General features: G+C 63.0%; 22 protein-coding genes and 1 tRNA gene. 6 read left to right on the plus strand and 17 right to left on the minus strand.

Annotated features, from left to right (window positions below; genetic code table 11):
• Window positions 1-4: 4 nt before the first annotated feature.
• Window positions 5-3,400 (minus strand): pyruvate carboxylase, encoded by a 3,396-nt coding sequence (locus tag ACSSVG_RS01190; protein ID WP_231339085.1) that lies wholly within the window; start codon window positions 3,398-3,400, stop codon window positions 5-7.
• 302 nt (window positions 3,401-3,702) lie between these two features.
• On the opposite strand from ACSSVG_RS01190, the gene ACSSVG_RS01195 reads away from it, so the two are divergent.
• Window positions 3,703-4,512: a ParA family protein gene (locus ACSSVG_RS01195; protein ID WP_492416874.1), complete on the plus strand. Its 810-nt coding sequence runs from the start codon at window positions 3,703-3,705 to the stop codon at window positions 4,510-4,512.
• Between the two features lie 110 nt (window positions 4,513-4,622).
• Here ACSSVG_RS01195 and ACSSVG_RS01200 read toward each other — a convergent pair whose 3' ends face one another.
• The 5 genes from ACSSVG_RS01200 to gcvH form a co-directional block, all read right to left on the minus strand.
• Window positions 4,623-5,216, minus strand: coding sequence for a MerR family transcriptional regulator (locus tag ACSSVG_RS01200; protein WP_308102698.1), 594 nt, complete (start codon window positions 5,214-5,216; stop codon window positions 4,623-4,625).
• Window positions 5,217-5,451: 235 nt separating this feature from the next.
• Complete coding sequence (locus tag ACSSVG_RS01205; RefSeq protein ID WP_231339091.1) at window positions 5,452-5,955, minus strand: bifunctional nuclease family protein; 504 nt, start codon at window positions 5,953-5,955, stop codon at window positions 5,452-5,454.
• Window positions 5,955-6,671, minus strand: coding sequence for a transcriptional regulator FtsR (gene ftsR, locus ACSSVG_RS01210; protein ID WP_231339125.1), 717 nt, complete (start codon window positions 6,669-6,671; stop codon window positions 5,955-5,957). Before ftsR ends, ACSSVG_RS01205 begins: the two co-directional genes overlap by 1 nt.
• Window positions 6,672-6,691: 20 nt before the next feature.
• The gene (locus ACSSVG_RS01215) at window positions 6,692-7,168 is read right to left on the minus strand and encodes an FHA domain-containing protein (RefSeq protein ID WP_144652821.1); all 477 of its coding nucleotides are present in this window, start codon (window positions 7,166-7,168) and stop codon (window positions 6,692-6,694) included.
• A gap of 137 nt (window positions 7,169-7,305) precedes the next feature.
• Window positions 7,306-7,692, minus strand: a complete 387-nt coding sequence (gene gcvH, locus ACSSVG_RS01220; protein WP_172322041.1) for a glycine cleavage system protein GcvH — start codon at window positions 7,690-7,692, stop codon at window positions 7,306-7,308.
• Window positions 7,693-7,809: 117 nt separating this feature from the next.
• On the opposite strand from gcvH, the gene ACSSVG_RS01225 reads away from it, so the two are divergent.
• A complete protein-coding gene (locus tag ACSSVG_RS01225) occupies window positions 7,810-8,412 on the plus strand; it encodes a hypothetical protein (protein ID WP_492416878.1) in 603 nt (200 codons plus the stop codon).
• Between the two features lie 63 nt (window positions 8,413-8,475).
• Here ACSSVG_RS01225 and ACSSVG_RS01230 read toward each other — a convergent pair whose 3' ends face one another.
• On the minus strand, window positions 8,476-9,684 hold the full coding sequence (locus ACSSVG_RS01230) for an MFS transporter (protein ID WP_231339093.1): 1,209 nt from the start codon (window positions 9,682-9,684) through the stop codon (window positions 8,476-8,478).
• Window positions 9,685-9,857: 173 nt separating this feature from the next.
• On the opposite strand from ACSSVG_RS01230, the gene ACSSVG_RS01235 reads away from it, so the two are divergent.
• Window positions 9,858-10,304, plus strand: coding sequence for a MarR family winged helix-turn-helix transcriptional regulator (locus ACSSVG_RS01235; RefSeq protein ID WP_231339094.1), 447 nt, complete (start codon window positions 9,858-9,860; stop codon window positions 10,302-10,304).
• 126 nt (window positions 10,305-10,430) lie between these two features.
• On the opposite strand, the gene ACSSVG_RS01240 is transcribed toward ACSSVG_RS01235, so the two are convergent.
• The 10 genes from ACSSVG_RS01240 to ACSSVG_RS01285 form a co-directional block, all read right to left on the minus strand.
• Window positions 10,431-10,507 (minus strand) — tRNA-Pro (locus tag ACSSVG_RS01240).
• Window positions 10,508-10,648: 141 nt separating this feature from the next.
• Complete coding sequence (der, locus tag ACSSVG_RS01245) at window positions 10,649-12,199, minus strand: ribosome biogenesis GTPase Der (protein ID WP_026542475.1); 1,551 nt, start codon at window positions 12,197-12,199, stop codon at window positions 10,649-10,651.
• A 10-nt stretch (window positions 12,200-12,209) separates the two neighbouring features.
• Entirely contained in the window at window positions 12,210-12,944 is a 735-nt protein-coding gene (locus tag ACSSVG_RS01250) for a lysophospholipid acyltransferase family protein (RefSeq protein WP_231339096.1), read from the minus strand.
• Complete coding sequence (gene cmk, locus ACSSVG_RS01255) at window positions 12,934-13,647, minus strand: (d)CMP kinase (RefSeq protein ID WP_492416881.1); 714 nt, start codon at window positions 13,645-13,647, stop codon at window positions 12,934-12,936. The genes ACSSVG_RS01250 and cmk overlap by 11 nt, the downstream gene beginning before the upstream one ends.
• On the minus strand, window positions 13,647-14,753 hold the full coding sequence (locus ACSSVG_RS01260; RefSeq protein ID WP_492416883.1) for a prephenate dehydrogenase: 1,107 nt from the start codon (window positions 14,751-14,753) through the stop codon (window positions 13,647-13,649). Before ACSSVG_RS01260 ends, cmk begins: the two co-directional genes overlap by 1 nt.
• A 3-nt stretch (window positions 14,754-14,756) precedes the next feature.
• Entirely contained in the window at window positions 14,757-15,968 is a 1,212-nt protein-coding gene (locus tag ACSSVG_RS01265) for a pseudouridine synthase (RefSeq protein WP_231339102.1), read from the minus strand.
• Window positions 15,969-16,121: 153 nt separating this feature from the next.
• The gene (scpB, locus tag ACSSVG_RS01270) at window positions 16,122-16,733 is read right to left on the minus strand and encodes an SMC-Scp complex subunit ScpB (RefSeq protein ID WP_492419104.1); all 612 of its coding nucleotides are present in this window, start codon (window positions 16,731-16,733) and stop codon (window positions 16,122-16,124) included.
• Between the two features lie 37 nt (window positions 16,734-16,770).
• The gene (locus tag ACSSVG_RS01275) at window positions 16,771-17,685 is read right to left on the minus strand and encodes a segregation and condensation protein A (protein WP_492416885.1); all 915 of its coding nucleotides are present in this window, start codon (window positions 17,683-17,685) and stop codon (window positions 16,771-16,773) included.
• A gap of 6 nt (window positions 17,686-17,691) precedes the next feature.
• Window positions 17,692-18,591, minus strand: a complete 900-nt coding sequence (locus tag ACSSVG_RS01280) for a ParA family protein (protein WP_231339107.1) — start codon at window positions 18,589-18,591, stop codon at window positions 17,692-17,694.
• Window positions 18,592-18,843: 252 nt separating this feature from the next.
• Window positions 18,844-20,190 (minus strand): cation:dicarboxylate symporter family transporter, encoded by a 1,347-nt coding sequence (locus ACSSVG_RS01285; protein ID WP_231339109.1) that lies wholly within the window; start codon window positions 20,188-20,190, stop codon window positions 18,844-18,846.
• Between the two features lie 138 nt (window positions 20,191-20,328).
• Between ACSSVG_RS01285 and ACSSVG_RS01290 the strand changes: the two genes are divergently transcribed.
• The 3 genes from ACSSVG_RS01290 to ACSSVG_RS01300 all read left to right on the plus strand — a co-directional run bounded on the left by ACSSVG_RS01290 (window position 20,329) and on the right by ACSSVG_RS01300 (window position 23,402).
• The gene (locus ACSSVG_RS01290; RefSeq protein ID WP_492419106.1) at window positions 20,329-21,975 is read left to right on the plus strand and encodes a sensor histidine kinase; all 1,647 of its coding nucleotides are present in this window, start codon (window positions 20,329-20,331) and stop codon (window positions 21,973-21,975) included.
• Window positions 21,972-22,685: a response regulator gene (locus tag ACSSVG_RS01295; protein ID WP_492416887.1), complete on the plus strand. Its 714-nt coding sequence runs from the start codon at window positions 21,972-21,974 to the stop codon at window positions 22,683-22,685. The genes ACSSVG_RS01290 and ACSSVG_RS01295 overlap by 4 nt, the downstream gene beginning before the upstream one ends.
• A gap of 75 nt (window positions 22,686-22,760) precedes the next feature.
• The gene (locus ACSSVG_RS01300) at window positions 22,761-23,402 is read left to right on the plus strand and encodes a GntR family transcriptional regulator (RefSeq protein WP_231339113.1); all 642 of its coding nucleotides are present in this window, start codon (window positions 22,761-22,763) and stop codon (window positions 23,400-23,402) included.
• Window positions 23,403-23,422: the final 20 nt, after the last annotated feature.

A 23,422-nucleotide genomic window follows, 5' to 3' on the forward strand; every position in this document is an offset into this window, starting at 1 on the left:
ATAGCTAGCCGATCACCAACAGCAAGTCGCCGCCCTGGACCTGCTCCACCGACGAGATCGCAAGGCGCGACACCGTGCCGGCTACCGGCGTCGTGATGGAGGCTTCCATCTTCATTGCCTCGATGGTCGCAACGGTGTCTCCGGCATTGACCACATCGCCTGCCTTGACCGTGACGGTCACGGCACCCGCGAACGGGGCAGCCACCTGGCCGGGCTGGGCAGGATCGGCCTTCTCGGCTGCCTTGACGTTGCTGACCACCGAACGGTCACGGACAACCACGGGACGGGACTGGCCGTTGAGCGTACACATCACCGTGCGCATGCCCTTTTCATCGGCTTCGGATACGGCCTCGAGCTGGGCAATGAGCCGGACGCCCTTCTCCAGTTCGATCACATGCTCTGAGCCTTGCTGGAATCCGTACAGGTAGTCACGGGTGTCCAGCACGGAAATGTTGCCGTAGGTGTCCACACTCTTCAAGTAGTCCTTGGTGGGACCTGCGAAGAGCAACCGGTTCAGCGTGTGCTGGCGGGTCTTGGAGTCACCCTTGAGCGCAGCACTGTCTTCGGCACTGATGTCCACATCGCGCACCTTGATGCTGCGGCCTTGGAGGGCCTTGGTGCGGAACGGCTCGGGCCAGCCACCGGGAGGATCTCCCAGCTCGCCGGAAAGGAAACCAATGACGGAGTCGGGGATGTCGTAATTCTGCGGGTTCTCGTTGAAGTCCGCAGGATCGGCATTCAGGCCAACAAGGTGCAGTGCAAGATCACCCACCACCTTGGAGGACGGCGTCACCTTGACCAGCCGGCCCAGGATGCGGTCCGCAGCGGTGTACATGTCCTCGATTGCTTCGAACTGCTCACCCAAGCCAAGCGCGATGGCCTGCTGGCGAAGGTTCGACAACTGGCCGCCAGGAATTTCGTGCTGGTAGACACGTCCTGTCGGGCCCGGCAGGCCTGACTCGAAGGGCGCGTAGACACGGCGAACAGCTTCCCAATAAGGTTCCATGGCGCCGACATTCTTAAGGCTGAGGCCTGTGTCACGGGGAGTGTTGGCCAAAGCCGCCACCAGCGCCGAGGCGGCAGGCTGGCTCGTAGTACCCGCCAAGGAGGCAGCAGCGACGTCCACAGCGTCCACTCCAGCATCCACGGCCGCCAAGAGGGTGGCGAGCTGGCCACCGGCGGTGTCATGGGTGTGGAGGTGCACGGGCAGGTCGAAGCGCTCACGCAAGGCAGCCACAAGCTTCGCGGCCGCGGCAGGACGGAGCAGGCCTGCCATGTCCTTGATGGCCAGGATGTGCGCACCGGCGTCGACGATCTTCTGTGCGAGGTCAAGGTAGTAGTCGAGGGTGTACAGGTCCTCGTTGGGGTCAAGGAGGTTGCCCGTGTAGCAGAGGGCAACTTCTGCAACGGCGGTCCCGGTCGCACGCACTGCCCGGATCGCCGGAGCCATCTGGTTCACGTCGTTAAGGGCGTCGAAGATGCGGAAGATGTCGATGCCCGTGGCCGCAGCCTCGTTGACGAAAGCTTCAGTGACTTCTTCGGGGTATGGCGTGTAGCCAACGGTATTGCGTCCACGGAGGAGCATCTGGAGGCAAGTGTTGGGAAGTGCCTGCCTCAGCGCCGCCAAGCGGTCCCAGGGATCCTCACCAAGGAAGCGCAGGGCGACATCGTAGGTCGCACCGCCCCAGGCTTCGACGGACAGAAGTTCCGGCATGAGTGCGGTGACGGCCGGACCGGCCGCTACGAGGTCGCGGGTGCGGACGCGGGTTGCCAGCAACGACTGGTGGGCGTCACGGAACGTGGTGTCCGTGACTGCCAGGGCCTGCTGCTCCCTCAATGCCTTGGCGAAGCCCTCAGGCCCGAGTTCCTTCAGCTTCTGGCGCGAGCCCGACGTGGGAACCGGCCCTTCGATCACGGGCAGTTTCCTGGCCGGGTCCGAGTGGACAGTCAGCTCGCCGTTCGGCTTGTTCACGGTGACCTCAGCCAGCCATGTCAGCAGCTTGGTGCCGCGGTCGGCCGAGATGTGGGACTTCAGCAGCTCGGGGCGCTTGTCAATGAAGTCCGTGGCCACGTTGCCCGCATTGAAGTCCGGATCCGCGAGGACGGCCTGCAGGAAGGGGATGTTGGTGGACACGCCGCGGATGCGGAACTCAGCAAGGCCGCGGCGGGCACGGGCCACCGCTGCCGGGTAGTCACGGCCACGGCACGTCAGCTTCACCAGCATGGAGTCGAAGTGCGGGCTGATCTCGGCACCCGAGTAGACCGTGCCGCCGTCGAGCCTTACACCGGCGCCGCCGGCAGAGCGGTAACCGGTGATCTTTCCGACGTCCGGACGGAAACCGTTGGCGGGATCTTCGGTGGTGATGCGGCACTGAAGAGCGGCGCCCTTGATGGAGACTGTCTCCTGGCTGAGGCCGAGATCCGCGAGGGTCTCCCCCGAGGCGATACGCATCTGCGCCTGCACGAGGTCCACATCCGTGATTTCCTCTGTCACGGTGTGCTCGACCTGGATGCGGGGGTTCATTTCAATGAAGACGTGCTGGCCGGCGCGCTCACCCTCAGTGTCCACCAGGAACTCAACAGTTCCTGCGTTCACGTAGTTCAAGGCCTTCGCGAAGGCCACGGCATCGCGGTAAAGAGCCTGGCGGATGTTCTCATCCAGGTTCGGCGCCGGTGCGATCTCCACAACTTTCTGGTGGCGGCGCTGCAGTGAACAGTCACGCTCGAAGAGGTGCATGACATTACCTTCAGCATCCGCCAGGATCTGCACTTCAATGTGGCGGGGACGCAGCACGGCCTGCTCGAGGAACATGGTGGGGTCGCCAAAAGCCGCATCAGCCTCGCGCATGGCGGACTGCAGTGCCTCGGGCAGGGCTTCGCGCGTCTCGACGCGCCGCATGCCACGGCCACCACCGCCGGCGACGGCCTTGGCGAAGATGGGGAACCCAATCTCGTCCGCGGCCGCAATGAGCTCGTCAAGGTCCTTGGACGGCTTGCTCGACTTCAGGACCGGAACACCGGCCTTGCGGGCGGCTTCGAGTGCGGCAACCTTGTTCCCTGCGAGCTCCAGTACCTCCGCAGGCGGACCCACAAACGTGATTCCCGCCGCCTGTGCTGCGCGGGCGAGGTCCGGATTCTCGGAAAGGAAGCCATAGCCGGGGTAGATGGCGTCTGCGCCGGCTTCCTTGGCGACGCGGACAACCTCCTCTACGTCCAAGTAGGCGCGGACGGGGTGGCCCACCTCGCCGATAAGGTAGGCTTCGTCGGCCTTCTGCCGGTGGATCGAGTTACGGTCCTCGTGCGGAAAGACGGCTACGGTCTTGGCGCCAAGTTCATAACCAGCGCGAAACGCCCTGATCGCGATTTCGCCGCGATTGGCCACCAGAATTTTCGAAAACATACTTCTCCTGCATCATTGCGGGTGGATCGGTCGGTGGTCACAGTGTGTAGTGCCGCCAGCATCAAACACAAATCTTTGTGGCAACCATCACAAAGGAATCGTCATGTGGGCTGTATATGCGTGCGCGCGATCCGACAGCATGCTATTGCCACCCTTCTCCCCCACGGCCGGGCGCGTAGAAAGCGGGATTCGGCCGCGATGCACCATATGATGTTGAAGGGGCTTCGGCAAGCCCCGGCTCCGGCGCTTCCGGAGCCGAATCAGCGCGATACGGCAACCGGCGTTAGGTTTTGGGTTTTCAAGTGCAAGTAGTCAGCATCAGCAGCCTCAAAGGTGGAGTGGGAAAGACGTCCGTGACCACTGGTCTGGCGTCCGCGGCCCTCGCAGCCGGCATTCCTACCTTGGTGGTGGATCTCGATCCCCACGCCGACGCCACGACGGCGCTTGGCGTTCAGCCCGGCGGACAGCTCGACATCGGGCGAATGCTCAAAAGCCCCCGCAAGGCCCGGCTCCAGGACAATGTGGCCGGCAGCAGCTGGGTCTCCAATGGTTCCAGCGACGGGACTTTGGATGTCGCAGTGGGCTCGGCCTTCACTGGAATCTACGACCGCCCGGACCTGGGCCGCCGCGACCTTCGCAGGCTCTCAGCCGTGCTGGCAGGCACCACTAACTATGAACTGGTCCTCGTGGACTGCCCGCCCTCCCTCAACGGTTTGACGCGGATGGCGTGGAATGCCAGCGACCGCGTCGTCCTCGTGGCCGAGCCCGGGCTGTTCTCCGTCGCCGGTACTGAACGCACCATGCGGGCCATCCAGCTCTTCCGGCAGGAATTCGCTCCCAACCTGGCTCCGGCCGGCATCGTTGCCAACCGTGTACGGACAGGGTCGGCCGAGCACACGTTCCGCCTTGCCGAGATGGAGTCCATGTTCGGCGACTTACTGCTGACTCCCCATATTCCGGAACAAGCCAACTGGCAGCAGATCCAGGGTGCCGCCCATTCGGTCCACCATTGGCCCGGGGATTCGGCCAAGAACTCCGCCAAGCTCTTTGATGCGCTCCTGCAAAGCCTCCTGGCGGGGCAGCCGTCTTTGCGGGACCGCCGCCAACGCTAGGCAAGCCCGGGGGGTCGACAAGCCTTGGAATCCCGGCCGCACGCAAGAAAGCCCCCTCCCTCAGGGAAGAGGCTTTCTTTGTAAAAGCTCACGGTCTATCGGATTGGCATTTAGCCGATGCGGCGGGCCACACGCCGCTTGCTCAGTTCGTCGTCGGGAAAGGACTGCTCCGCGGCGTGCTCGCTCGGAAGGGCGGCGAGGCTTCCCTCAACTTCCCGCCATACGCGTCCAACCGCAATGCCGAAGACACCCTGGCCGCCTTGAACAAGGTCAATGACTTCGTCGGCAGAGGTACATTCATAGACACTGGCGCCGTCGCTCATCAGCGTTATCTGCGCAAGGTCCTCAACACCCCGCTCGCGGAGGTGTTCCACCGCGGTGCGGATCTGTTGCAGGGAGACACCCGTATCCAGGAGGCGCTTGACAACCTTGAGAACCAGGATGTCGCGGAAGCCGTAGAGGCGCTGCGAGCCGGATCCGGCTGCGCCACGAACGGCGGGCTCAACAAGTCCAGTACGTGCCCAGTAGTCGAGTTGGCGGTACGTAATACCTGCGGCCTTGCATGCTGTGGGACCGCGGTAGCCCGCGTCCTCGTCCAGCACGGGAAGGTCCTCTGTGAAGAGCAAACCTTGGGCGCCGGATGCGGGCGCAGCAATGCCGGCAGAGGACTTCTTCAGCTCGCCTGCTTCGCCTTTCGGACTCACGTGACCTCCTTGTTCTCAGTTCCCTTGGGGACGGTGCATACGCTGGCACAACACTGAAATGCAGCAGTGTAATTCCCGCAAGTCCGCACCTTCCAGTGTGACTTGCGCAGGCAGTGTATGCAACGGGAACTTGATACCTTCGACGTTAGGCCCGTCGAGGGCCGAGGTCAAAGACCTTGGCCCCAATTTCCAGTCGTGTCGAAACTTTCACCCTCAACTTTAGGCTTAGGCTGGCTCAGCCCTCAAAGTCCTCGGGTTCCACGTCGTCCAGGAACTCACGGAAGCGCCGCATTTCGCGTTCTTCGTCCACTGTTGGATCAGGTTCGGAGTCCTCTCCTTCATCGTGTTCCGTGATGCGGACGCCGGCTTCTTCCATCACGGCATCGGCGCACCAAATGCGGCACTTGGCCCGAAGCGCCAGAGCCAACGCATCTGAAGCGCGCGAACTGACGACCGTGCCGTCGTCGAACTGCAATTGTCCGTAGAAGATATTGTCCTCAACGGCGACGATGTTGACGCTGATGATGGAATGCCCCAGGGATTCCACGACGTCCACCAAGAGATCGTGGGTCATGGGCCGGGGCGGCACCACACCCTGTTGGGCCAGGGCGATGGCACTGGCCTCCGGCGTCCCGATCCAAATAGGAACGTGCCGCTCGCCGTTGAGTTCACGGAGGAGGACCAAAGGCTGGTTTGACGGCAATTCAATCCTGACGCCAACGATTTCGACTTCGATCATCAGCTATCCATCCGGGAGATGCGATCGTGGACGAGCGCCCTGTGGAGGGTGAGGCAGAGGTCGCTGATTTCCCGGGCAGCCTCTGCGGCGCGAGCCTGTGAGGCTGCGTCGCGCCGGGATGTCAGGGGGGCAACCGCCCTTTCGACCAAGCCGAACTCCCGATCCGCCGCAGCCTGGAAGGGACGAAGGTGCCGGGGCTCAAGGCCGTGGCTTTCCAACTGCACGCATGCCCGGGCCACCTGAAGTGCATGTTCGTCGAACCGTCCGCCACTATGGCTGATCAGCCCAAAGCTCAAGAGGGACTCCAGCAAAGGAACACTGGCACCTGACTCGACGCGCAACTGTTCCTCGGTCAGCGCGCGGGCCCTTCCCTGCAACTCCGCAGCCATCCCATCCGACACGGCTTTGGGCGCCACAGTAACGCCAGGCGGAAGGTTCTCCGGCCGCTCTCCGCGGTCGATGGCATCAAGGTAATCCTTGATGACCTTCAGCGGCAGATACTGGTCGCGCTGCAGTGCGAGGACAAAACGAAGGCGCTCAACGTCACTATCGGCATATTGCCTATAGCCGGCAGGGGTCCTCTTCGGGTTGATGAGCCCCTTTTCCTCCAGGAAACGAATCTTGGACGCAGTCATCCCCGGAAAGTCGTCGCTCAGCTGCGCCAGGACTTCCCCGATGTTCAGGACCTGCGGTCCGCGGCGGTCCGACTGGGCAATAGCCACAGGCAGATACCCCGTCAGACTTGGCCTGCTGCGCGGACAGGGCTCAGGTAGTAGGTCAACCGGAACTTGCCGATCTGAACCTCGTTGCCGCTTTTCAGCTGCACCCGGTCAACGCGGTCGTGGTTGACATACGTTCCGTTGAGGCTGCCCATGTCCACGAGCTCGAAGCCCGATGCCGAGCGGAGGAACTGGACGTGCTTACGCGACACCGTGACGTCGTCGAGGAAGATATCCGCATCCGGGTGCCGCCCCGCCGTGGTGGTGTCCGCGTCCAACAAGAACCGGGCTCCGGCATTGGGACCGCTATGCGCGATGAGCAAAGCCGAGTTCGGCGGAAGTGCTTCCACTGATGCACGCTCTTCCGGGGCCAACTTGGGGGCAACGCTTGGCTCGTCCCACGTTGGCGTGATGCTGATCGAGGTGGTCTCCGACGTCGGCTGTTCCTCCGCGCCGTTCCCGACATTGGCTTGATTCTGTTCGCCGCCAACCATGGAATTTCCTCCTCATCCGCCGGCAGTTCCAAAACCTGCCAGGCACTTCCGCATCCCGGTACCGCCGGGCAAATCGGTTGCTGGCCCGCCGTCGCGCTTTTCCGCTAGGGAAAATCAGCCTGGCGGGCCAGATAACTTTAGCCTACCTGTTGTTCGTACTCCGATGCACTGAGCAGGGAATCCACTGCATCTGCTTCTGCGAGCTTTACCTCGATGAGCCAGCCTTCGCCGTAAGGGTCCGAGTTAATCAGGGCAGGATCTGTGTCAAGGGCATCATTGCGATTGATGACTTCGCCGCTCACCGGGGCGTAGATATCACTGACGCTCTTAGTGGATTCGACTTCGCCAACTACCTCGTTGCCGGTGACCTTGGTCCCCGGTTCAGGCATCTGGGCATACACGACGTCGCCCAACGCGTCCTGCGCAAAGTCGGTAATGCCAATCCGCACAACGCCGTCGGCATCAGGAGCGGTAACCCATTCGTGTTCCGCGGTATAGGAAAGTTCTTCTGGAATATTGCTCACGGGTGGCCTTTCATCGGGACAATGACGAACCTCGACGGCGGCCTGTGCTGGTGGCCACCGCTGAAAGTATAGGCACATTTCCCCTGCACCTGATGGGGTCTCTGCCATGATTGACCCATGACTGAACAAGCACAAGTACCGGCTCAGAAAAAGCGTAATTGGGGCGTAAAAATAATCCTGATCCTGGTGGCATTGCTTGTCGCTGTGGCCGCCTATTTTATCCTCGGGGCCATCCTGCCGCGCTGGTGGTCCGACGTCATCGCCGGGCAGATCAGGCGTGATCTTGGCGCCAGCGTCCTGGTGGGCATGTTCTACGGCTTCGTCTTTACCTTCATTCCGCTCCTTGTCGCATGGCAGGCCACCCGCAAGTCGATTACCTGGCCCTGGAAAATCGCTATTGTGCTGGTGGCCGTCGCCATTGCCACCCCCAACCTGCTCACCGCCGGCATCGTCTTCGGCAGCACGGAGTCGGCCCACGCCGGTCAGCGTACCCTGAGCGTGGATGCGGGTTTCTTCACAACGTGGACGGCAGTTTCGGCCATTGCCGCACTGCTCATCTTCATTGCCGTCACCATCCTGTGGGCCCTTTGGCGGCGGCGGGGCAAACAAATGAAGGTGCTGAAGCAGGCAGAAAATGAACGCCTGAGAGCCGCCAAAACCGCAGACCAGGAATCGCGCGACGCCTCACCCAATACACACGGTGCATCGCCCAACACGTAGGACGCGGAAAGCCCGCCACGGAACGATCCGTGGCGGGCTTCCTTTCTTAACCGATGTCCAGCGTCAGGCGACAGGCGCCTCACGCGGTTCGCGTTCGACGTCGGGCGTTCCGGCGGGTGCCACTGCTCCCCCGCGCTTGGCTGCTGCAGCGGCAAAGACCATGACCAGCAACGCAGCGACCGTAATGCCCGCGCCTGCCCAGATGGGAGACGTGTAGCCGAGGCCGGCGGTGATGGTCACGCCGCCAAGCCAGGCTCCCAGCGCGTTGCCCAGGTTGAAAGCACCGATGTTGGCCCCTGACGCCAAGGTTGGGGCAGCGGAAGCGAAGTGCATGACCCGCATCTGCAGGCCTGGGACCGTAGCGAAGCCGAACCCGCCCATCAGTGCCAGCGAGATCAGCGTGGCAATGCTGTTGGACGCCGTGAGGGCGAAGAAGACCAACACCACGACGAGCCCGGCGAGGATGACGACGAGTGACTTGTCGAGTGCTTTGTCGGCCGCCTTGCCGCCCAGGAAGTTACCCACGAACAGGCCGCCGCCAAAGAGCACCAGCAGCCACGGCACGGCGCTGGACTGGAACCCGGAGACCTCCGTCAGCGTGAACGCGATGTAGGTAAAGGCGCCAAACATACCGCCGAAGCCGAGGATGGTCACGATGATGGAGAGCCACACCTGGCCGGACTTGAACGCCCCCAGTTCGCTGCGGAGACCGTTGGTAGGTTCTGTGCTGGCCTTGGGGACCATCAGTGCGATGCCAAGAAGTGCAACGACGCCGATGACCGTAATGGCCCAGAACGTTGAGCGCCATCCGAAGTTCTGGCCCAGCAGGGTTCCGAACGGAACACCGAGGACATTGGCGGCAGTAAGGCCCGTAAACATGATGGCAATTGCAGCAGCCTTCTTGTGTGCCGGCACAAGGCTGGCAGCCACCACCGAACCAATACCGAAGAATGCTCCGTGGCACAGGGCTGCGACAATCCGGCCGATCAGCATAGCTGTGTAGCTGTCCGCGATCGCGGACAGGAAGTTGCCGGCGATGAAGAGAACCAGCAAGCCAATGAGTACGGGCTTGCGAGGCAGCCTGGTGACTGCAGCCGTCACCAGGAGGGCGCCAACTGTGACACTGAGGGCGTAACCGGAGATGAACCAGCCGGCCGAAGCCTCGCTGACCTGGAAATCGGCGGCAACCTCGGGCAAAAGGCCCATGATCACGAACTCGGTCAGGCCAATACCGAATCCGCCGAGGGCAAGGGCAATCAACCCTGCGGGCATGTGGAGCTCCTTAGATGCTTGGTTCCCTCGGGAAGTGGAAGTGCGCCGCCGGGAACCGTAGAATAATAGTTGCAGACGCTTTATATATAGTTGCACACGCTAGGTACTTGCGCAAGCAACTACTTTGGGATGCGTCGCGATCGACACGAAAACCAGGCAGGAGCACAGCAGACATGGGCATCAAGGATGACGCCGTAGAAGTACGGGCGCAGGGCTGGCGGACCCTTGCCGCCCTGCACGGAAGCATCGAGGCGGAACTGGAGAAGTCCCTCCAGGCTTCGAGCGAGCTGTCCGTGGTGGAGTACACGGTCCTGGATGCACTGAGCCGCCAGGACGGCTGGCATATGCGGATGCAGCAGCTCGCCCGGGCCACGGCCCTCTCCAGCAGCGCCACCACCCGGCTGGTTAACCGGCTTGAGGACCGGGGGCTGCTCACCCGCATCCTGTGCGCCGATGATCGCCGCGGCATCTACACAGAGCTGACGCTGTCCGGCCAGAAGCTCCATGAGGCGGCAAAACCGGTGCATGATGAAACGTTGGCTTCCGCCTTGGAGGCAGCCGAGTCAGTTCCCGAGCTTGAGCCACTGGTGAGGGCCCTCGGGGCGCTGGAAAGGGTGTAGCCGGCTTCCGGCCTTGCTCGTTCTCCCTGGCGTTGAACGCGAGGACCGACAAGCGGGGCCGGGAGATCGTGCCAGCTTAACGACCAAAGGCCGGAATCCCGCGTTTCCGCGTGATTCCGGCCTTTTTGGTCGGGCTGACAGGATTTGAACCTGCGACCCCTTGACCCCCAGTCAAGTGCGCTACCAAGCTGCGCTACAGCCCGCTGGTTCCACCGTTCTCCGCCTAAGTTTTCCTCCGAAGAGTCCCACCTAAGCAGTCCGGCCGAACCACCTCCAAAAGCTTACACGAAGTTGGAGGTCGGAGACGCCATCACAGCCAATGTTGGCTGTGATGCCCGTCTCACTTAGCGCTTCTTGCCACGCTTCTCGCGTACGCGCATGTTGACCTCGATGGGCGTACCCTCGAAGCCGAACGTTTCGCGCAGGCGACGCGTGATGAAACGTCGGTATCCGGGATCCAGGAACCCAGTGGTGAAGAGAACGAACTTCGGCGGGCGGCTGGAGGCCTGGGTGCCGAAGAGGATGCGGGGCTGCTTGCCGCCGCGGACCGGGTGCGGGTGCGCTGCAACCAGTTCGCCCAGGAACGCGTTCAAGCGTCCCGTGGGGATACGGCGGTCCCAGCTCTCCAGGGCGATGTCCAGCGCCGGGACCAGGCGGTCCTTGTGCCAGCCGGTCTTGGCTGAGATGTTAACGCGCGGAGCCCATTCAACGTGGGCAAGGTCCTGTTCGATTTCGCGTTCGAGGTACCGGCGGCGTTCGTCGTCCAGCAGGTCCCACTTGTTGAAGGCGAGAACCAGTGCACGGCCGGATTCGATAGCCAGCTGGAGGATACGGACGTCCTGCTCGCTGAGGACTTCGTCAACGGCAAGAAGCACGACGGCGACCTCCGCCTTTTCGAGCGCAGCCTGCGTACGCAGGGACGCGTAGAAGTCGGCGCCCTGGGCCATGTGCTGGCGCCGGCGGATACCCGCGGTATCCACGAAGCGCCATGTGCGGTCACCGAGTTCGATGAACTCATCAACCGGGTCACGCGTGGTGCCGGCCAGCGGATCAACCACAACTCGTTCAGAGCCTGCGAGCTTGTTCAGCAAGGAAGACTTGCCCACATTCGGGCGGCCGATCAGGGCGATCCTGCGGGGGCCACCTGAGCGTTCCACGCCTTCCACCAAGGAGTACTCGGGCAGGGTGTCCATGACGTGGTCAAGGAGGTCGGCCACGCCACGGCCGTGCAGCGCCGACACCGGGTACGGCTCGCCGAAGCCGAGGCCCCACAATGTTGCCGAGTCGGCTTCCTGCGCGAAGTCATCCACCTTGTTGGCCACCATGATGACCGGCTTCTTGCTCTTGCGGAGCATCTTCATGACGCCCTCATCCGTGGCGGTCGCGCCGACGGCGGAGTCCACGACGAAGAGAACGGCGTCGGCAAGCTCAACGGCCATCTCAGCCTGCTCGGCTACGCGGGCATGGATGCCCTTGGCATCGTGCTCCCATCCACCGGTATCGACCAACGTGAAGTTGCGGCCATTCCAGCGGGCCGAGTACATGACGCGGTCGCGCGTAACGCCCGGGGTGTCTTCAACAACGGCTTCGCGGCGGCCCAGGATGCGGTTGACCAGCGTGGACTTGCCCACGTTCGGGCGTCCGATGATGGCCAGGACCGGATCCAGCTTGAGGGGACCTTCGTCGCCCTCATCGCCGTACTCACCGCTGAGCAGCGCGGCGTCTTCTTCGTCGAGTTCGTAGTCGTCCAGGCCGGCCCGGAGGGTAGCCGCGCGGAGCTCGGCCTCGTCATCGTCCAGGGCAGCCAGGTTTTCAGCCACCTGGTCGGTGCCGGTGGGCGTGTATTCGTCGTCGCCGGCTCCGTGGAGGCCGGATTTTTGAGTCGTATCGCTCATTGCACTTTCCTTAGTGGTGGTCTGCCGGCGTCCCGGCTACTGCTGTGTGGCGGTGCTGCGGAGTTGGTTCTCCGGGCGCAGGATCCTGGGGAAGGCCCTGGCCTGTTGCCCGGATGGCGTCCTGGACGTGTCCGGCCAGGGCTTCACGGATTTCCGCAGCTGCCCTGTCCATTGAAACACGCCCCGGTTCACCCTTCCGGCGCTTCACCGTGATGGGTTCGCCGAAGCTGACATGGAGCTTCCGGCGTGGTTTGGGGATATGGTCGCGGTGCTCGTCGCCCTGGCGGGTTCCGAGGATGGCGACCGGAATGACAGTTGCTCCTGAGTTGATGGCGAGCCACGCAACCCCGTTGCTGATGCTTTCGGCTGCACCGCTCCCCCGGGTCCCTTCCGGAAGAATCCCGACGCAGCGGCCGTCGTCGAGCAGTTGCTTTCCGATATGCAGGGCCGTGCGGTCACCCGCGCGGTCAACCGGAATTTGTCCGGATCCCCGCAGGACTGACCCCAGGATTCCCTTAAACATCTCTTTCTTGACGAGGATGTGCATGGGACGCGGGGACGCGCCGAACATCACCGGCCCGTCCAGGAAACTGATGTGGTTCGCGGCGAAAATAACCGGTCCGGCAGCGGGAACGTTGCCCTTGCCCGCCACGATGGTCCGGTAGATGACGTGGTCAAGGAACCAACCAACGGGTCGGCTCCACGCCCTGGTCCACGCGGAGGGAAGCTGGTTCCTAGTCGCCATAGATCACCTTGCTGACGATCGCCAGAGCGGTCTCTACAGTTTCCTCAAAGTTCAGATCCGAGGAATCCAGCGTCACAACACCATCTGCTGCTTGGGTGAAGTTCACCACTGTGGAGTCCTTGGCGTCGCGCTGTATGACCTGGGCGGCGAGTTGGTCCCTGCTCTGAGTACCACCCAGTTGGATGCCGCGACGCCGGAGCCGGGCTTCCTCACTGGCGGTCAGGAGCATGCGGACCTCGGCATTGGGAGCCACGACTGTGGTGATGTCGCGTCCCTCCACCACCATGCGGTGATGGTGCTGATCGATCAGCTCGCGCTGGCGACGGATGAGCTCGGTGCGGGCACCCAGGGTTGTGGCAACGGCGCTCACCGACGACGAGATCAGGGGATCCCGAATCTCATCCGTGATGTCCGTGCCGTCAACGGCCACGTACTCCGTGACGGTGGTGGTGCTGATTTCCAAAGGCATGGCCTTGGAAGCCTGCTCCACTGCCGCGCCGTCTTGGAGGTCAACGCCGGTCTTGAGGCAGTACCACGTCAAGGCACGATACATCGCACCGGTATCGAGGTACGCCAGCTTCAAGCGCCGGGCAACTTCCTTGCTGACACTGGACTTGCCCGATCCCGAAGGGCCGTCGATGGCAATCACCAACGGCTTGCCCGGGCGGGCGACCGTTTCCGGGCCGAAGAATTCACGCGTCATTACTGGAGTACCCGCCATCCACGGTCAGTCAAAGCTTCAACAAGGAGGTCGTGCTTGCTGGGAAGCACGGAGAGCTCCACCATGCCCACGTTTTGTCCCGACGAATGGTCGAGTCGAAGATCCTCAAGGTTCACGCCGATCTCGCCGATCTCCGTAAGGAGGTGCGCAATCTGGCCTGGCTTGTCGTCCACCAGGATAGTGAGCCACGAGTACGCCTGCGGAGGTCCACCGTGCTTGCCCGGAATCCGTGCCTGTCCTGCGTTGCCCTCGCTGATCAGCTGAGCCAGATCGAGCCGGGCACCCGGCGCCGCCGGTTCTTCCAGTGTTCCGATCAAGCGGTTCAGGTCCTCGCGGACACCGTGCAGGATGGACACAACCTTTTCGGCATTGCCGCCCAGGATCTGAACCCAGAGGGTGGGATCGCTGGCTGCGATGCGGGTGGTGTCACGGAGCCCGTTGCCTGCCAGCGACAGGGCGTGCAGGGGCGTACCTTGCAGCCGGCTGGCCAGCAGGGAAGACATGACCTGCGGCAGATGCGACACCAAGGCCACGGCTTCATCGTGCTCATCGGCCGTGAACTGGGAGACGATACCGCCCAGGTCACCAGCGAGCGAACGCGCCGTTTGCAGGGCATTGGCTCCGGTTTCATCCGACGGGCAGACAACCCACGGCATGGAGGTGAAAAGCTCACCCCGCGCAGCCACGGGACCGGACTTTTCCCGGCCCGCCATTGGGTGCGTACCCACATAACGGGAAAGGTCCACGCCGCGTTCGCGCAGCTGCGCTTGGATAGTGGCCTTCACGCTGGCGATATCGACCACGACGGCGGACGGGTAGTCCGTCAGTGCCTGTTGGACAACGTCGGCAGTAACATCCGGCGGTGCAGCAACAACGACGAGCTGGGGTTCTTCTTCCAGTTCTGCCACCGGCCGTCCCGCCCCGATGTCCACCGCCACAGCCTGGTTGGTGGGCGAGGGGTCGGAAAGGAAGACCGGAACTCCACGTCCGCGCAGGCCGAGGCCAATGCTGGCCCCCAACAAGCCAGTACCAAGAACGACGACCGGACCATCAAGATGGCCCCGGCCGTGCGTACCGAATGCCGACATGCCCTAGAGCCCTACGGATGCCAGGAGGTGACCGACTTCCTGCCTGCCGAGGTTGCGGATGCTCCCCTGGCGCTGATCGCCCAAGCCGATGGGACCGACCTTGACGCGGACAAGCCGCTCAACGGGGAAGCCGACGGCGTCGAACATGCGGCGCACAATACGGTTCTTTCCCGAGTGGAGAACAACCTCAATCAGGACGTGGCCAGGTGTGGAGTCAACCAGGCGGAAGGAGTCCACTGCAGCCACGCCGTCTTCAAGCTCGACGCCGTTCTTCAGCTTCGCACCGACGCCCTGCGGGAACGGTCCGCGCACCTGGACGAGGTACGTCTTGGGTACCTCATAGGAAGGGTGCGTCAAGCGGTTGGCGAGTTCGCCGTCGTTGGTCAACAGCAGCAGGCCCTCAGTGGCGACGTCGAGGCGGCCTACGTGGAACAGGCGTTCGCCCTTGTTCTTGTTGTTCTTGAGGAAGTCGCTGATGCAGGGGCGGCCCTCGGGGTCCTCCATGGTGGAAACGACGCCCTTGGGCTTGTTGAAGACCATGTACACGAGGGTTTCGTCGAGCTGGATCCGGATGCCATCAACGTGGATCACGGCGGACGTGGGGTCCACGCGCATTCCGAGCTCCGTGGTGACAACGCCATCAACCTCGACACGGCCTTCAAGGATCATTTCCTCGCACACGCGGCGGGAAGCCACGCCGGCCTGGGCCATGACCTTCTGCAGGCGTACGCCGTCAACGTCGTGGAGGTCCGACTGCGGGACTTCCTGGCGCGGACCACGGTTGCGGCCCGGCTTGCGGATGGGACCGAGGTTCTGGCCGAAGCGTTCGCTGCCGAAGGCCTTGGAGCCAAACTGCTTGGCAGGCTTCGCCTTCGGCTTTATTGCGCCCGGAGTTCCCGGTGCCTTGCCGAAGCCGGGCTTGTTGGAGCCTGGCTTGCGGAAGGGCTTGGCGGGCCTGGCGGCCTCGCGCCGATCGAAGTCGGCAGCCGATGTGGGGTTATCGGGATCGAAGGGGGCCGCTTCCCGTGGCTTGGAAGCCTTAAACGGGCGGCCCTCGCCCTGGGTGAAGTTGCGCTTTCCCGCGCCGGCGCTTCCGCCGCGGCCGGAGAAGCCGCCGGCGTTGGAGCGGCCTGCGCCGCCCTTGGCCTCATTGCGTCCAGAACTGTTGCGTCCCGAACCGTTACGTGGTGAACTCTGGCGTCCCGCCTGTGTCATGACCCGTCCTTGTGTAGTAATGGCCGGCATTCAGTGCTGAAATCAACACTAGCCAGCCGGGCAGACATCGTCTGCCCCTTGTTGCTGTGGCACCGTTCGTATGGTGCCGCTTTGTCCGTATTAAGTTCTCGTGCTGTGCCGATGCAGCCGTGGCTACATCCGGCTGGCGTCGTAGTGCTCGTCGATCCCTTCCAAACCTGGAAGGTGCGGCGAAAGCTGGGGCAATTCCGCCACCGAGCCGATGCCCATCCGTTCCAGGAAGTAGGAGGTTGTCCGGTAAAGGACAGCTCCGGATTCGGGATCGTTTCCGGAATCCTCGATCAAACCCCGTTGGGTCAGAGTCCGGACTACAGAATCGACGTTGACGCCGCGAATGGCAGACACCCGGGCCCTGGAGACCGGTTGCCGATAAGCGATGACCGCCAGGGTTTCAAGCGCTGCCTGAGTGAGCCTGGTGGTCTGCCCTTCGAGAACGAACCTGCCCACGATGTCGGCAAAATCCGACCGTGAGTAGATCCGCCACCCGCCGGCGACGTTCCGCAATTCAAAACCCCGGGGTGCAGTGCTGGCATCGGCAAAGCCGACAGCATCCACGTCCGGGGCTTTAACAGTATAGCCGCTATACTCCCGCTGCAGGTCATGCAGCAAATCCTCGACGACGGCGACCGTTACGTTGAGTCCCACGGCCAACTCCTCGGAGGTGGCCGGTTCGTCAATGACCATGAGGACTGCCTCCAAAGCCGACCGCGCACCGCCGGGCAGCATTTCCAGTTCAGACAGACCGTCAAGGGCCGTTTCCTGCTCACTCACTGGTGTTCTCTCCGCTTCCCGCATCGGGCCCTGCTTCGTATTCCTCATTCAAGCTGGAACTGTCCCAGCCGGCGTCATCGCCCGTCCAGCGAACCGTCAGCTCGGCCAGGGGGCCGGGCTGTTCGAAGGCAACCACACGGTCGCGGAACATCTCCAGCAAAGCCAGGAAACGTGCCACCACCACCAAGGTTGTTTCGGCATCGGCTATCAGCGTTTGAAAGGACAGTGGCGCACCCAACTTCAGGCGGTAACCCATGATCTCGGCCTGCTCCTTGACGCTGACCGGAGGGGCATGGAGGTGGTCCAATCCCACCTCGGCCGGGGCTACGTCCTTGGGCTTCAGTGCTTTGGCGGCGAGTTCCGCGAACTGCCCGGGCGTGTGCCGCCACACGAGCTCGGGCAACAGGGCGGCGAAATGACCTTCCAGTGCCACTTGCCGTGGGTATCGGCGGGCTTCCTGTTCCAGGGTTTCGCCCATGATTCCGGCAATCTGCTTGAAGGCCTTGTACTGCAGGAGCCGGGCGAAGAGAAGGTCCCTTGCCTCCAGGAGCGCGATATCCTCAGCGTCCTCCACCTCGCCCGCAGGCAGAAGCCGGGCTGCCTTCAGGTCAAGCAGCGTCGCCGCGATCACCAGGAACTCGCTGGCTTCATCCAGGGCCCAGTCCTCCCCCAGTTCCTGGAGACGGCGGATGTATTTGATGAATTCATCGGTAACGGTGGCCAAGGCCACCTCGGTGATATCCAGCTTGTGCTTGGAAATAAGGCCAAGCAAGAGATCGAACGGGCCGGTGAAGTTGGCCAGCCGTACCTCGAAGCCCGCCTTACGGCCTTCGGACGTACCGGCGTCGGGCGCTTCTGCGGTGACGGCGGAACCCGCGTCCGCGGTCGGGGCGAGTGAGGGTCCCACCGTCCGCTACGGCGCGCCGCCGCGCGAGATCAGTTCCTTGGCAAGGCGGCGGTAGGCGTCGGCACCGATGTGGTTGCCCGCGTAACTGGTGATCGGTTCGGCCGCCACGGTGGCATCCGCAAACTTGATGGAACGCTTGATGACAGTCTCGAAGACCTTGTCGCCGAAGGCCTCCACGAGGCGTGAGATCACTTCGCGGCTGTGCAGGGTGCGGGCGTCGTACATGGTGGCCAGGACACCGTCCACCTGAAGTCGCGGGTTAAGCCGGTCCTGTACTTTTTCAATGGTCTCCACCAGGAGCGCAACGGCCCGCAAGGCGAAGAACTCGCAAATCAGCGGGATGATCACTCCATGGGCCGCCGTCAGCGCATTGACGGTCAGGAGTCCCAAGGACGGCTGGCAGTCAATCAGGACGACGTCGTAATCGTCCTCGACGCTCTTGAGCGCGCGATCCAGGACTTGCTCGCGGGCCACCTCGTTAACGAGCTGGACTTCCGCGGCAGAGAGGTCGATGTTGGCAGGAAGAAGGTCAACGCCCTCGACGCCGGTCTGCTGGATGGCATCACGGATGTCTACTTTGCGGTCCATCAGGACGTTGTAGACGGTGAGGTCCAGTTCGTGCGGATTGGCACCAAGACCCGCGGACAGTGCGCCCTGGGGATCGAAGTCCACCAACAGCACGCGCCGGCCGTATTCGGCGAGCGCAGCAGCGAGGTTGATGGTGGACGTGGTCTTGCCCACGCCACCTTTTTGGTTGACCATGGCGATGACTCTCGCCGGGCCGTGGGAGGCAAGTGGAGCCGGTTCCGGAAATTCGCGGTGAGGGCGGCCCGTGGGCCCCATGATGGCGTCTTCCAGATCGAGCTCGGTGCCTTCCAGCGTTGCTGAACCCCGTTCGATGCTCACGTATCTAACCACTCTTTCGACGACGATCTTCCCTGCCGCTGGCCCCCAGCTACAGCGCTACTACCCACCTAGGCTACAGCGCCCGACACGGTTATTTGGGGAACTTGACTTTGTCCCACCGTTGAGCCTTGACCCTCTAGTTGAGGTCGAAGGTTCGGCAATTGGTCCGGCGGTGGGGCGTTAAATGCCGAAGGCCGGCACCCCGTGGGATGCCGGCCTTCGACTCATCCGTCCTGCAGGAACTCGTCCTTGCTAGACGGTTGCCTTCTCGCGGTTGTCGGCTTCAGGGGCAGCCTCTTCTTCGACACCGTGGGCGATCATGGTCTGCTCATCGAAGGGCTCGCTCCCGGAGAGGACGCGTTCCACCTGTCCGTTGTCGATTTCCTTGACCCAGGTACCGATCAGGACGGTTGCCACGGCATTGCCTGTGAAGTTGGTCAGCGCGCGGGCCTCGGACATGAAGCGGTCGATTCCCACGATCATGCCCACGCCGCCCAGGAGTTCCGGCTTGTGTGCCTGGAGGCCGGCCGCCAGGGTCGCAAGTCCGGCACCGGTAACGCCTGCCGCGCCCTTGGAGGCGATGATCATGAAGACCAGCAGGGAGATCTGCGCACCGAGGTCCAGCGGCGTGCCCATGGCGTTGGCGACGAACAGCGAAGCCATGGTCAGGTAGATCGCAGTGCCGTCAAGGTTGAAGGAGTAGCCCGTGGGAACCGTGACGCCGACCACCGGCTTGGAGACACCCAGGTGCTCCATCTTGGCGATGAGGCGGGGCAGTGCGGCCTCGGAGGAAGAGGTGGAGAAGATCAGGAGGTACTCGCGGGCCAGGTACTTCATGAGCCGGAAGATGTTCACGCCGGCAACTGCACGAAGCAGGGTGCCCAGGATGACCACGATGAACAGGGCGCAGGTGACGTAGAAGGCCAGCATCAGGGTGAACATGCTGAGGATCGCCTGGGCACCGGTGGCACCGACGACGGCGGCGATGGCGCCAAAAGCGCCAACCGGAGCCAGCCACATGATCATGATGAGGATGCGGAAGACAAGCCGTTGTCCGTGTCCGATGGCGCCGAGGATGGGGGCGCCTTGCTTGCCCATCTTCTGCAGGGCGAAACCGACCAGGATGGCAGCAAGCAGGGTAGGCAGCACGGGGATGTCACCGGGGATGATTCCCAGGAGGAAGTCGACGGTGCTGTTCGTGTCGGCCTTCTTGGTGGGATCGTACGGGGTCAGCTTGAGCCCCTCACCCGGGTGGATCAGGTTGCCGACCACAAGGCCGATAGCCAGGGCGAAGGTTGACATGGCCACGAAGTAGCCGAGGGCCAGGCCGCCGACCTTGCCAACGGTGGCCGCCTTGGCGATGGAGCCGATGCCCAGGACGATGGTGCAGAAAATGACCGGAGCGATCATCATTTTGATGAGCTTGATGAAGCCATCGCCGAGCGGCTTGAGTGACTTGCCGACCTCCGGGAACACCAGGCCGACCACTGCACCCAGCACTACGGCCAGGATGACAGCGATGTACAAGTAATGCGACTTGTCGAGCCCCTTGCGTCCAGCTTTGGCAGCTACTGCCGACTCTCCTCGTTGAGAGGTCATGGGATTCTCCTTTGGATACTGTGTAAAGGCGCTGCGGTCCTGCACTGATGTCCACTCCGCTGCCCTTGTGTGATATCCATCATTGAGCCGTTGGTGACACACATCACCGTTGCGGTCATATTGGTCATGGAGGTCCATGTGTTTCACAGCTGGAGCATCGCCCGCCGCTTGTTCGTGGCGAACCTGCTGTTCGTCCTTGTGCTGACTGCGGTCTTCGGGGCGTTCTCCGTTGTGGAGGCCAGGGACAGGGCCTATGACAATGCCGGTGGACGGATGCTTGCCCTCGCAGCCTCGATCGCGAACAACCCCCTTGTCCTGGAGGCGGCCGGAACGGCAGATCCCTCTGCGGTCCTGCAGCCTTACGCCCGGGACGTCATGGACGACGCCGAGGCCGACTTCATCACGATCATGGCTCCGGACCGGACACGCTGGACCCATCCCCGGACAGAGGAGCTGGGCAAGCCGTACATCGGCACCATTGAACCCGCGCTGCGCGGCGAAACATTCACCGAAGTCACCGCGGGCACCTTGGGCCCATCGGTCCGCACCATTGCGCCCGTCAAGGACAGCGATGGAAACATCAAGGCCCTGGTAGCTGCCGGCGTCACGGTCCGCACGGTGGACACCGATGTCGCCGAGCGGTTGGGGGTGATTGGTGGGATTGCGCTGGTGGTGTTGACCTTTGGGTCTTTCGCTTCTTGGCTGCTGGGACGCTACCTCCGCTCCGTCACGCGCGGATGGGGACCCGAACAGCTGGCGCAGCTCTTCGCCTACTACGAGTCCGTCCTCCATTCGGTCCGCGAGGGCGTGATCCTGATCGACACACAGGGGAAAGCCGTGATGTACAACGACCAGGCAGCGGAGCTGTTGGGACTCCAACCCTCCGACGCCGACCGGTCACCTGACGCTGCCCCGAAACTGTCCGAGCTCCCCTTCGATGGCAGCCTGCGGGCGCTGTTCGAATCCGGCCGGCCAGCACACGACGAAATCCATCTGACGGGTTCACGGATACTAGTGGTCAACCAGGCTCCTGCGGTGGGGCCGGTGCCTGAGCGCAGCAGGCAAAAACCTGCCGTCTACGGCACAGTGGCGACTATCCGGGACCGCACGGAAATCGAGTCCCTGGGCACGGAACTCCAAACGATGAAGACTCTCTCTGATGCCTTGCGGGCCCAAACCCATGAGCACGCCAACCGGCTGCACATGATCGTGTCCCTGCTGGAACTGGGCCGCACTCCGCAGGCCCTGGACTTTGCCACCAAGGATCTTCAACTCAGCCAGCAGCTGACCGATGACATGGTGGCCTCTGTGGACGAGCCCGTCATGAGCGCCCTGGTAATGGGCAAGGCAGCCGAAGCCCATGAACGTGGGGTGGACCTGGTTGTCAGGACGTCCGGGGATTCCGGTGTCCGGGGCCTGGAGGTCCAGGACCTGGTGACCATCCTGGGAAACCTGCTGGACAACGCTATTGATGCTGCAGCCGCCGGCGGGTTGCCCAGGAAGGTGGAGCTGGAAGTCGAAGCGTGGCCCGCCGTCGTCGAATTCACGGTGCGGGACTCGGGCAGCGGAATCAACCCGGACTCCATTGATGACATCCTGCAGTACGGATTCAGCACCAAGTCCTCGACTGAAAATCCGCGGGGTTCCCATGGCCGCGGCGTCGGCCTCGCCCTTGTTCGTCAAGCAGTGGATCGGCTCAAAGGTACGATGACCATCAGCAATCCCGGCGGGGCACAGTTCCACGTTGTGCTGCCCGCTCCGGTTCCCGAGGAAGAGAAGGCATGACAGAGATCCGCGTCCTTGTGGTGGAGGACGAGCCGATAGCCTCGGACGCCCACTCCGTCTACATAGGCCGCTTGGACGGTTTCACCTTGGTGGGGACGGCGCCCGACGGCCAGTCAGCCCTTCGCATCCTTGGCGAATTCGCCGCATCCGCCACGCCGGTGGACCTGGTGCTCCTGGACATGAATTTGCCGGACCTGCACGGCCTGGATGTCGCCCGGCGCATGAGGTCTGCAGGAGTGTTTGCCGACATCATTGCCATCACTGCCGTCCGGGAACTGAACATCGTGCGCAGCGCCGTCTCCATCGGCGTCGTGCAGTACCTCATCAAGCCCTTCACTTACGCTACGTTTGCGGACAAACTCGGCAGCTACCGGACCTTCCGCGAACAGTTGGCTGGTTCGATGTCCGGGATCTCCAAAGCCGGAGCATCGCAGAGTGACGTCGACCAAGCGTTTGCCAGTCTTCGGGCACCAACAGAGCTTCCACTACCCAAGGGCCTATCCGGGTCCACGTTGGAGGCAGTGAAAGACCTGGTGCGGGCCGGACATCAGCCGGTGTCAGCAAGTGAGGTGATGGACGCGCTTGGCATGTCCCGCGTCACCGCCCGCCGCTACCTGGAGTACTTGGCAGACGCCGGCACCGTCACCAGGGCGCCGCGGTACGGCACCCCTGGCCGGCCGGAAAACGAGTACGGATGGAACCGCGCATAAACTCGTATGTATACAGAGATGCGATTTATGGTCGCCTTAATGACTATTTGAGGGCCCTGTGTATACACTGATGGCATGCGCGCCAGTGATAGGGCTTACAACGCCCTCCGTGAAGACATCATTGAATGGCGCCTTCGGCCAGGCACGGTCCTCGCGGAAGTCGAGCAGTCCGAACGTCTTGGCGTGTCCCGCACCCCGGTCCGGGAAGCGCTGAGCCGGCTCACCGCAGAAGGACTCACGACGGCGGCAGGAGGCCGCGGCGTCGTCGTTACCGATATCTCGCTGGACAGCATTGACGAACTGTTCGAACTGCGCGAAACCCTTGAGGTGAGGGCCGCGGCCCTGGCCGCCCAACGTGGCGAGCCGGGGGTGTTCGCCGAGCTGCATGCCCAACTGCTGCTGGCGCCTGAATTGCTCAGCGACGAGGACCCCGCGCGGCACGAGTACTACGCGTTGGTTAGCCGCTTGGACGACGCCATCGACTCTGCAATTTCAAACAGCTATTTGGCCCAGGCCATGCGCAGCCTCCGAGTCCACTTGGTCAGGGTCCGCCGGCTGGCAGCCGACGACGCAGCCAGGCTCCACGCGGCCGCCGCCGAGCACGCCGCCATCGCCGAGGCCATCGCCGCCGGCAACCCGCGGCTGGCAGAGGCCGCAACCACACTTCACCTCCACCGCAGTCTCACCCACGTCAAGGCCGCTCATCCGGCCCGCTAGAACGACTCACTAGAAGGAGC

This window comes from Paenarthrobacter sp. E2MeOHC11, from assembly GCF_058744955.1.

What these genes read in the sequence shown, in the direction of transcription:
- ACSSVG_RS01190 (WP_231339085.1), bottom strand. Translation starts at nt 3,400, where the DNA reads ATGTTTTCGAAAATTCTGGTGGCCAATCGCGGCGAAATCGCGATCAGG.
- ACSSVG_RS01205 (WP_231339091.1), bottom strand. Translation starts at nt 5,955, where the DNA reads ATGATCGAAGTCGAAATCGTTGGCGTCAGGATTGAATTGCCGTCAAAC.
- ACSSVG_RS01215 (WP_144652821.1), bottom strand. Translation starts at nt 7,168, where the DNA reads ATGGTTGGCGGCGAACAGAATCAAGCCAATGTCGGGAACGGCGCGGAG.
- ACSSVG_RS01225 (WP_492416878.1), top strand. Translation starts at nt 7,810, where the DNA reads ATGACTGAACAAGCACAAGTACCGGCTCAGAAAAAGCGTAATTGGGGC.
- ACSSVG_RS01230 (WP_231339093.1), bottom strand. Translation starts at nt 9,684, where the DNA reads ATGCCCGCAGGGTTGATTGCCCTTGCCCTCGGCGGATTCGGTATTGGC.
- ACSSVG_RS01235 (WP_231339094.1), top strand. Translation starts at nt 9,858, where the DNA reads ATGGGCATCAAGGATGACGCCGTAGAAGTACGGGCGCAGGGCTGGCGG.
- der (WP_026542475.1), bottom strand. Translation starts at nt 12,199, where the DNA reads ATGAGCGATACGACTCAAAAATCCGGCCTCCACGGAGCCGGCGACGAC.
- ACSSVG_RS01250 (WP_231339096.1), bottom strand. Translation starts at nt 12,944, where the DNA reads ATGGCGACTAGGAACCAGCTTCCCTCCGCGTGGACCAGGGCGTGGAGC.
- cmk (WP_492416881.1), bottom strand. Translation starts at nt 13,647, where the DNA reads ATGACGCGTGAATTCTTCGGCCCGGAAACGGTCGCCCGCCCGGGCAAG.
- ACSSVG_RS01260 (WP_492416883.1), bottom strand. Translation starts at nt 14,753, where the DNA reads ATGTCGGCATTCGGTACGCACGGCCGGGGCCATCTTGATGGTCCGGTC.
- ACSSVG_RS01265 (WP_231339102.1), bottom strand. Translation starts at nt 15,968, where the DNA reads ATGACACAGGCGGGACGCCAGAGTTCACCACGTAACGGTTCGGGACGC.
- scpB (WP_492419104.1), bottom strand. Translation starts at nt 16,733, where the DNA reads ATGCTGCCCGGCGGTGCGCGGTCGGCTTTGGAGGCAGTCCTCATGGTC.
- ACSSVG_RS01285 (WP_231339109.1), bottom strand. Translation starts at nt 20,190, where the DNA reads ATGACCTCTCAACGAGGAGAGTCGGCAGTAGCTGCCAAAGCTGGACGC.
- ACSSVG_RS01295 (WP_492416887.1), top strand. Translation starts at nt 21,972, where the DNA reads ATGACAGAGATCCGCGTCCTTGTGGTGGAGGACGAGCCGATAGCCTCG.
- ACSSVG_RS01300 (WP_231339113.1), top strand. Translation starts at nt 22,761, where the DNA reads ATGCGCGCCAGTGATAGGGCTTACAACGCCCTCCGTGAAGACATCATT.